The sequence below is a fragment of the Nocardia sp. NPDC020380 genome, from assembly GCF_044386975.1.
Taxonomy (GTDB): Bacteria; Actinomycetota; Actinomycetes; order Mycobacteriales; family Mycobacteriaceae; genus Nocardia.
Genome location: NZ_JBIRVQ010000021.1, coordinates 34,193 through 44,536, shown reverse-complemented (window position 1 = coordinate 44,536; position 10,344 = coordinate 34,193). Strand labels below are relative to the sequence as shown.

Annotated in this window: 1 protein-coding gene; it reads left to right on the top strand. The window is 69.3% G+C overall.

Annotated elements, in window-relative coordinates; translation table 11 throughout:
• Positions 1–49: 49 nt before the first annotated feature.
• A complete protein-coding gene (locus tag ACH438_RS40995; RefSeq protein WP_397015675.1) occupies positions 50–10,339 on the top strand; it encodes a type I polyketide synthase in 10,290 nt (3,429 codons plus the stop codon).
• The last annotated feature ends 5 nt before the right edge of the window (positions 10,340–10,344 follow it).

The window sequence follows — 10,344 nt, the reverse complement described above, 5'->3', positions numbered from 1 at the left end:
GGCCCGTGACAGTGGACCGGCGCGGTCCCCGACGAATCGTAGGAGCACGGTGACCGAGCAGAAGCTTCGTGAATACCTGAATCGGGTCACGATCGACCTGCAGCGCACCCGCCGGCAACTCGCCGACGCCGAGGCCGCCGGGCACGAACCGATCGCGATCGTCGCCATGAGCTGCCGCTTCCCCGGCGGCGTCCGCACTCCCGAACAACTGTGGGAGCTGCTGGCCGAGGGGCGCGACACGACCACCGCGGTGCCGGAGGACCGCGGCTGGGATCTCGCGCAACTCAGTGCCGGGAACGTGTCGTGCCGTGGCGCTTTCATCGACGGGATCGCCGACTTCGATGCCGCGTTCTTCGCGGTCTCCCCGCACGAGGCGACCGCGATGGATCCGCAGCAGCGACTCCTGCTGACCACCGTCTGGGAGGCCATCGAGCGCGCCGGCATCGATCCTGCCGCCTTGCGCGGCAGCGCGACTGGCATCTACGCCGCGGCCGTCGACCAGGGATATGCCCAGGTCGCACTGACTGCCCCCGAGGCCGTGCGGAACTTCATCGTCACCGGCAACTCGATGAGTGTGCTCGCGGGCCGTGTGTCCTATGCGCTCGGACTCGAAGGACCGGCGCTGACGGTGGACACCGCATGCTCGTCCTCGCTCGTCAGCGTGCACCTGGCCACCCAGGCCCTGCGCCGGCGCGAATGCACGCTGGCCCTGGCCACCGGCGTCACGGTGATGTCGCTGCCGCTGGTCTACGCCGAATTCGGCAGGCAGGGCGCGATGTCCGCCGATGGCCGCTGCAAGGCGTTCTCGGCCACCGCGGACGGCACCGGATGGGGTGAAGGCGTCGGAGTCCTGCTGCTGGAGCGGCTTTCGGACGCACAACGCAACGGGCACCCGGTGCTGGCCGTGATCCGCGGATCGGCCCTCAACCAGGACGGCGCCAGCAACGGTCTGACCGCCCCGAACGGCCCCTCCCAGCAGCGGCTACTGCGGGCCGCGCTGGCCGATGCCGGACTCACCGCCGCCGACGTGGACGCCGTCGAAGCCCACGGCACCGGAACCACATTGGGTGACCCCATCGAAGCGGACGCGTTGTTGGCCACCTACGGTCAGGACCGGCCCGCGGATCGGCCGCTGTGGCTGGGCTCCCTGAAATCGAACATCGGCCACACCCAGGCCGCGGCCGGGGTGGCGGGCGTCATCAAAACCGTGCTGTCCCTCGAACACGGGATCCTGCCGGGTTCGCTGCACATCACAGAACCCACCACGCACGTTGATTGGTCCGCTGGCAATGTCCGGCTTCTGACTGCGACCCGCCCGTGGCCGGAGACCGAAAGACCCCGACGCGCAGGTATTTCAGCTTTCGGCATGAGCGGCACCAACGCCCACGTGATCCTCGAACAGGCACCCGCTCTCGAATCGGCGGCCGCCTCTGAATCCGGCGACAACCGGCGGCATGTATCTGCCGCTCCCTACGTGCTGGCTGGTCGCACTCCCGCCGCGCTGCGTGATCAGGCGGTGCGACTGTCCGGCTTGCTGTCCGCCGAATCGTGCCCGGAACTAGCCGATATCGGGTTCTCGTTGGCCACCACCCGCACGGCTTTCGAACACCGCGCCACCGTAATCGCCGCGGATCGCACCGAGTTGCTCGCCGGTCTGGGTGCGCTGGCTCGCGATATTGGCGCGGTGGGTCAAGCGATTGCATCGAATGTCGTTGTCGGCGAGGCCGACTCGAGCGTCGGCCGGACCGTGCTGGTGTTCCCCGGGCAAGGAGCCCAGTGGGAGGGCATGGCCCGCGCTCTCCTCGCGGAGTCACCGGTTTTCGCCGCCTCGATCGCCGAATGTGAGCAGGCCCTGACCGGGCTGGTGGACTGGTCACTGACCGACGTCCTGCGTGGTGTGCCCAATGCGCCGTCGCTCGAGCGCGTCGATGTCGTGCAGCCCGCCTTGTTCGCGATGATGGTTTCCCTTGCGGCGCTGTGGCGTTCGTGGGGTGTTGAGCCCGCAGCTGTCGTGGGACACAGCCAGGGAGAGATCGCGGCCGCGGTCGTAGCGGGCGGGCTCTCCCTCGAAGACGGCGCGAAGGTGGTCGCGCTGCGCAGTCGCGCGATCGGTGCGCTGGCCGGACGCGGCGGAATGGTCGCCCTGGCACTCGGCCGCGACGCCGCCGAGACGGAGATCGCCGCCTGGCGTGGTCGCATCTCGGTGGCGGCCGTCAACGGGCCCGCCGCGGTCGTCGTCTCCGGTGATCCGGACGCCCTCGCCGAGCTGGTCGCCAGCTGCACCGAACGCGGCGTGCGCGCCACAACGGTGCCCGTCGACTACGCCTCGCACTCGGCCCACGTCGAAGCCATCCACGACGAGTTGCTGACAGTGCTCGCCGATATCGCACCGCGGACCGGCCGCATCCCACTGTTCTCGACCCTCACCGGCGACTGGCTGGACACCACCGAGATGGACGCCGGCTACTGGTATCGCAACCTGCGCAACACCGTTCGATTCGACACCGCTATCGAGGCCCTCGCACGACAGGGACACGACGTATTCGTCGAGGCCTCTCCACACCCTGTCCTGACCACGCCAATCCAGGACACCATCGAGGCCGCGGGCCTGCACGCTGTTGCGGTCACAGGCACTCTGCGGCGCGACGAAGGTGATCTGCGGCAGGTATTGGCTTCCGCCGCGGGACTTTGGGTGCGCGGCGTAACCATCGACTGGACAACAGCTTTCGCTGGCGCCCACACGGTCGCGCTGCCCACCTACCCATTCCAGGAGCGACGGTACTGGCCGGAACCCGCCGAGCCGACCAGCGACGGCGGCTTCCCCGCCGACAACGGCTTCTGGGATCTCGTCGACCGCGGCGACCCGGACGAACTGGCCAGAGTGCTCGCCGTCGATGCCGAACCCCTCGCGAAGGTGCTACCCGCGCTCGACGCCTGGCGTCGAGGCCGCACCGAACCCGTTGACCCACTGCGCTATCGCATCGCATGGCGCCGCCTCGCCGACCCGTCGGCGGCGGTACTCACCGGCCGGTGGCTACTCGTGCTGCCCGCGGGGGAGAGCGAATCCACTCACGCCCAATGGATCACGCGCACCCTGACCGACCTCGGTGCCGAGGTCGACCACATCGAACTCGCCGACACGGACGCCGACCGTGGACGGCTCGTCGCGCGCCTCACAGGCCGCGAGGAGGCTGCCGCAAGCCTTGCTGACCGTTCTGCTCCGACCGGCATCATCTCGCTGCTGGCCGTCGCCGAGCATCCGCACACGCAGTATCCGGCTCTGCCTGCGGGCGCTGCGTTGACTGTCGCTCTGCTGCAAGCGCTTTCGGATACCGGCTGGACGGCCCCGCTGTGGTGCGTGACGACCGGCGCGGTCACCACCGGCGCTGCCGATCCGCTCAACGCTCCTCGGCAGGCGATGGTTTGGGGTACTGGCTTGGTTGCCGCCCTCGAACAGTCTCAGCGGTGGGGTGGGCTGCTGGATCTGCCGGCGGAACCGGATGATCTCGCTCGGCTGCGCTTCGGTGCGGCCTTGAGCGGGGCAGGCGATGTCGCGGGTGAAGACCAGCTTGCGCTGCGTCCGGGCGGATTGTTCGCCCGGAGACTGGTGCGGGCGCCCCGAGCGGCAGCAGTTCGCGCCGTCGCGGGACCGGATAGCAGTGTGTCCGCCGGGACTGAACGTCAGGACCGTCAACCGTGGCGTCCGCGTGGCACGGTCCTGCTGACCGGTGGAACCGGTGCCGTGGGTGGGCATCTCGCTCGCTGGCTGGCGCGCGGCGGCGCTGAGCATGTGGTGCTGCCCGGTCGTCGTGGCGCGGACACGCCGACCGCCGAGCAGCTGCGTGCCGATGTCACTGCGTCGGGCGCGCGAATCAGCATGCCTGTGTGCGATATCGCCGATCGCGACCAGGTCGAGAGGCTGCTCGCGGATCTCGATGCGCAGGGCACGCCGGTCACTGCGGTGGTGCACGCGGCCGCGTTCATTGCCCTCGCGCCGCTCGCGACTGGCCCGATCGGGGCGTTCGCCGATGTGGTGGCGGCCAAGGCTGCCGGTGCTGCGCATCTGGACGCCTTGCTCGATCGGGACCTCGATGCCTTCGTTCTGATCTCCTCGATCGCGGGTCTGTGGGGCAGTGGTGATCACGGTGCGTATGCCGCGGGAAATGCTTACCTGCATGCGCTGGCTCAGCACCGACGGGCTCGCGGGCTGACCGCGACAACTGTGGACTGGGGTGTCTGGCGGACCGGCGATCCCGGTATCGCGCAGGACACTGACCTGTTCAAGCTGGACGAGCACGGCCTGCGCCGCATGGATCCGGGAACTGCCGTCGCTGCCTTGCAGCAGGTTCTCGACGACGATGAGACGGTCATCGCGATCGCCGACGTGGACTGGGAACGGTTCGCTCCCGTCTTCGCATCGCATCGTCCCTCTGCGTTGCTGCGCACCATTCCCGAGGCTCGCGGCGCACTGCAGGGCTCGACCGCTGAAGCGTCGGATCCGGTTGCCTCACAGCTGCGCCGGCGGCTCGAGCGGCAGTCGGTGTCCGAGCGGGCACGAACCCTTGTCGATCTGGTCCGTGCCCAAGCGGCCGCGGTCCTCGGCCATGATTCGCCGCGACAAGTTCCGCCCGGCAAGGCATTTCAGGAGCTGGGTTTCGCTTCGCTGACTGCGGTCGAGCTGCGCAATCGCCTCAATGCTGCGACCGGACTGCGGCTGCCCTCCTCGCTCGTCTTCGATCACCCGTCGTCGACTGCGCTCGCGGCATACCTCGAAACGGAACTGTTCGGCTCGCAGGCAGCCGATTCCACGCCTGTGATGCCCACTGCCACGGACGACGATGACCCGATCGCCATCATCGCCATGAGCTGCCGTCTGCCCGGTGGCATCGACACCCCGGACAAGCTGTGGCAGCTGCTGCACGAGGGCGGCGATACGGTCTGCGGATTCCCAACCGATCGCGGCTGGCCGGGGGAGGAAGAACTCTACGATCCGGACCCGGACAACCCCGGTACGACGACCACGCGGCACGGTGGATTCCTCTCCGGCGCGGGAGAATTCGACGCGGGCTTCTTCGGGATCTCGCCGCGCGAGGCGGTCGCGATGGATCCGCAGCAGCGCCTGCTGCTCGAAACCTCCTGGGAGGCAATGGAACGCGCGGGCCTGGACCCCGACGCCTTGCGCGGTTCCCGGACCGGCGTCTACGTCGGCGTCAACTACGGTGACTACGGCGCCGCTGTCGCCAGGTCCGGGGAGGGCGAGGGGCATCTGCTCACCGGCAGTGCGCCGAGCATCGTCTCCGGTCGCGTCGCCTACACCTTCGGTCTCGAAGGCCCCGCTATCACGGTCGACACCGCGTGCTCGTCCTCGCTGGTGGCGCTGCATACCGCGATGCGTGCACTGCGCGGCGGCGACTGCGCGCTGGCGTTGGTCGGTGGTGTCGCGGTGATGTCCACACCGGGTGCGATTCTGAGCTTCTCGCGGCAGCGCGGTCTCGCGGCTGATGGGCGGTGCAAGGCTTTCGCCGAGGCTGCCGACGGTATGGGTATGGGTGAAGGGGTCGGCGTTCTGCTGGTCGAGCGCCTGTCCGACGCTCGGCGCAACGGGCATCCGGTGCTGGCTGTGCTGCGCGGTTCGGCCGTGAACTCCGATGGCGCCAGTAATGGGCTGTCCGCCCCCAATGGTCCTTCGCAGCAACGCGTCATCCGGGCGGCGCTGGCTGATGCGGGGCTGTCGGCCTCGGATGTCGATGTGGTGGAGGCGCACGGCACGGGCACCACTCTCGGCGATCCGATCGAAGCGCAAGCGCTATTGGCCACTTACGGTCAGGATCGGCCCGCTGAGCGACCTGTGCTGATCGGCTCGCTCAAGTCCAACATCGGCCACACGCAGGCTGCCTCGGGTGTCGCCGGTGTCATGAAAATGGTGCTGGCACTGCGCACTGCGCAGGTCCCCCGCACCCTGCACATCGATCGCGCGACCAGCCACGTCGACTGGGACGCGGGCGCGGTCACCCTCGCGACCGAACAGCTGCCGTGGCCAGCGACCGGGCGGGTACGGCGAGCCGCGGTCTCCTCCTTCGGACTCAGCGGCACCAACGCGCACGTCATTGTGGAGCAGGCGCCGGAATCGGAAGCCGCGCAGGAGAGTTCGGTACGCGGGCCGATGGCCTGGGTGTTGTCCGCCCGAACCGCCGAGGCGCTCGCGAGCCAGGCAGAACGGCTGCGCGAGCACTTGGATTCGGCCGGCAGTGTGGACGCCGCCGCCATCGGGCTGAGCCTCGCTGGACGCACCGCGTTCGCGCATCGCCGCGTACTGGTCGGCGACGGCAGCGAACTCACCGCTGCACTGCGCGCCGTTGCCGACGGAACCGATACGCCCGCAACGGTATCCGGCGTTCAGGACACCGAAGGCCGGACGGTGTTCGTCTTCCCGGGCCAGGGCTCCCAATGGGTCGGCATGGCGCGGGACCTCCTCGCCGAATCACCGGTGTTCGCCGACCGGATGGCCGAATGCGATGCCGCCCTGTCCGTTCACGTCGACTGGTCACTGCTCGAGGTGATCCGCTCGGCCGCACCGCTGGACCGCGTGGATGTGGTGCAGCCGGTGCTGTTCGCGGTGATGGTGTCGCTGGCTGCCGTCTGGCGCTCACACGGCGTCGAACCCGACGCGGTGATCGGCCACTCGCAAGGCGAGATCGCCGCGGCCGTCGTCGCCGGTGGCTTGACACTGGCCGACGGCGCGAAGGTAGTGGCGTTGCGCTCGCGCGCAATCGGCGAGCTTGCCGGATCCGGCGGGATGGTGTCGATCGCGCTGCCGCTACCACAGGTGGAACGGCTGCTCGCCTCCTGGGGAGAACGCCTGTCGGTCGCTGCGGTGAACGGGCCTGCGGCCGTGGTCGTCTCGGGTGAGACGGCCGCGATCACGGAACTGCTGAAAGCCTGTGACACCGACGGTATCCGGGCCCGCCGCATCGATGTGGACTACGCCTCGCACTCGGCGCAGGTGGAACGGATCGAATCAGGGTTGCTGCGCGCTCTGGACACGATCACTCCCATCGCCGCTGATATCCCCTTGTACTCGACAGTGACGGGGGAGTGGCTCGACACCAGCGTCATGGACGCCGCCTACTGGTATGAAAACCTTCGTCGCACAGTCGGTTTCGAACCTGCCGTGCGCGCCCTGGCGGAACAGGGCTACAGCACCTTCCTCGAAGTCAGTCCCCACCCGGTACTGACCATCCCGATCGAGGAAACCCTCGACGCCGCCGAGCGCGACGGTTCCGTACTCGGCACCCTGCGCCGAGACGAGGGCGATCTGCGCAGGCTGCTGCTCTCCCTCGGCGAGGCATGGTCCTGCGGCCGACCGGTGAACTGGCAGGCGTTCTTCCCGAACACCGAGCGCACCGACCTGCCGACCTATCCCTTCCAGCATCGCCACTACTGGGCGCTGCCCACCGCCGGAGCAGGCGGTGCCGACGTGGCTGCCGCAGGCCTGGACACGGCCGGACATCCACTGCTGAGCGCCACCGCGGAAGTCGCCGACACCGGCGAGATCCTCTGCAGCGGAAGGCTTTCTCTCCGCAGCCACCCGTGGCTGGCCGACCACGCCATCTCCGATGTGGTCCTGCTGCCCGGTGCCGCCTTCGTCGAACTGGCACTGCACGCCGCCGCCGAAGCAGGCTGCGCCGTACTCGGCGAACTCACCCTGGAAGCGCCGCTCGTCCTGCCCACTACGGCGGCGGTGCGCATTCAAGTGCGAGTCGGCGCGCCCGACGAGGACGGCGAACGCACCCTCACCATCCACTCCCGGCCGGACGACGGCCCGGACCCGCGCTGGATCCGCCACGCCGCCGGCACCGTGACCGAGCACGCCACCACACCCGCCGCCGAGTCGGAGGCTTGGCCGCCGCCGGGAGCCACACCGATCCCGATCGAGGACCTCTACGACCGTTTCGGTGAATCCGGCTACCACTACGGCCCCGCCTTCCGTAGCGTCCGCGCCGCCTGGCGCCGCGACAACGAGGTCTTCACCGAAATCCGCCTGCCGGAAGACGACGACCTCGCCGCCACCTCCTATGGCATCCACCCCGCCCTGCTCGATGCCGCGCTGCACGGAATCTGGCTGGGCGCCACCGACGGCACCGAGCCCGAAGCCGGCACCGCGCGAGTCCCGTTCTCCTGGAACCAGGTGACCCTGCACGCGGCCGGCGCGACACAGCTCCGGATCCGCCTGTCCTTCGCCCCCGACGGCGACGTGACCATCCACGCCACCGACTTCCACGGCCACGCGGTTGCTTCGGTCGAGGCCCTGGCGGTCCGCCCGATCCGCACCGACGCCCTGCGCGTCACCGTGGCTCCCGATGCCTTGTTCCGCGTGGGCTGGACGCCCGTGCCCGGCCTCGGCACCGAGCCTGCCGGGAGGTGGGCGGCACTCGCGCCGCTGAATACCCGCTCTGATCTCGAAGGCCGATTCGATCGGCAGGCACCTGAATTCATGGCTCCCGCCCGGAGTGCCACCGAATTCGGGGCGTTGTCCGCGCTGCCGGATACCTATACGGATCTCGATGCCCTCGGCACCGCGATCGACCAGGGCGCGCCGGTACCGGACACGGTTCTCATCGAATGCCGCTTCGCTGGTGCGGATTCCGCGACCGTGCACGCGGCGACGGCGAACGCGCTGGCATTGATCCAGCAGTGGCTGGGCGACGATCGGTACGCCGACAGCCGGCTGGTACTTGTGACGAGCGGTGCCGTTGAGGTATCTCGCGGTGAGGGCACACTCGACCTGGCGAGCGCGGCGGTTCGCGGACTGGTGCGTTCGGCGCAATCCGAGTATCCGGAGCGCTTCGTGCTGGCCGACGCCGCGGACCCGCTGGAATTGCGTGCGCTGCTGCCTGCGGGGTTGGCTGCCGGCGAGCCGCAGATCGCGGTCCGCGCAGGCGGTTTGCTTGCCGCCAGGCTGATGCGGGCTGCCGCACCCGGCGCGGACGTGACACCGTTCGATCCGTCGGGCACGGTTCTGATCACGGGTGCGAGTGGTGCGCTCGGTGGACTGGTGGCGCGGCATCTGGTGCGCGAGTACGGGATTCGCAGGCTGCTGTTGCTCTGTCGCCGGGGTGCGGATACTCCGGAGGCTGTCGCGCTGACTGCCGATGTGGGCGAGTTCGGTGCCGAAGCGGAGTTCGTCGCGTGCGATGTCGCGGACCGCGGACAGGTCGTTGCGGCTCTGGCGCGGGTTTCCTCGGCGCATCCGCTGACTGCGGTCGTGCACGCGGCGGGCGTGTTGGACGACGGGATCGTGCCGTCCATGACTCCCGAGCGTCTCGCGAGGGTGTTGCGGCCCAAGGTCGACGGTGCCCTGCATCTGCATCAGCTGACGCGTGATCTCCGGCTGTCCGCATTCCTGTTGTTCTCCTCGGCCGCCGGTGTCATCGGCAATGCGGGACAGGCCAATTACGCCGCCGCCAACGCGTTCCTGGACGCGCTGGCGAGCAGCCGGCGCGCGCAGGGCCTGCCCGCTCAATCCATCGCGTGGGGGCTGTGGGAGCAGCGCAGCGCCATGACCGGCAGTCTCGGCGACGCCGGACGTGAGCGCATGACCCGCGGTGGTGTGGCGGCCTTCTCCGACGCCGAGGGCCTCGCATTGTTCGATGCGGTACTGCGACAGGACGCGTCACTGCTGGTGCCGGTGCGCCTGGACCTGGGCCGGCAGCGCCCGGCCGCAGCCGCCGAGGTACCCGCCTTGCTGCGCGGCCTGATCCGCGGTGTGGTCCGGCCGATGGCGGCCACCGCCGTTGCCGCCGAAGCGAACACCCTGCGCCGCCGCCTCACCGAGGTGAATGCGCAGGAGCGGAAGACGTTGCTGGAAGACCTCGTCCGGGAGAAGGTCGCCCGCGTGCTCCGGTATCCCGGTGTGGCCGAGGTCGATCCGGAACTCGCCTTCCAAGAGCTCGGATTCGACTCGCTGACCGCGGTCGAACTGCGCAACCAGCTCACCGCGGTGACCGGATTGCGATTGCCCGCAACCCTCGTCTTCGACCACCCGACACCCGAAGCCGTCGCGGCCTACATCGCCGAACGCCTGGCCCCTGCGACAACGGAACCGGCAGCCGATCCCGGCAACGGCGCCCTCGACGACGAATCGGTGCGCCGCCTGCTCGCGGCGATCTCACCGCAGCGCCTGCGCTCGGCCGGTCTGCTGGATGCGCTGCTGCGACTGGGGGAGCCGCAGTCACCGCGGCCGATATCGGACGAGCCGGAATCGATCGCGGCGGAATCGATCGCGGACATGGATGTGGACGATCTGGTCCGCATAGCCCTGGGTAACGGCCGTGCCTGACCGGA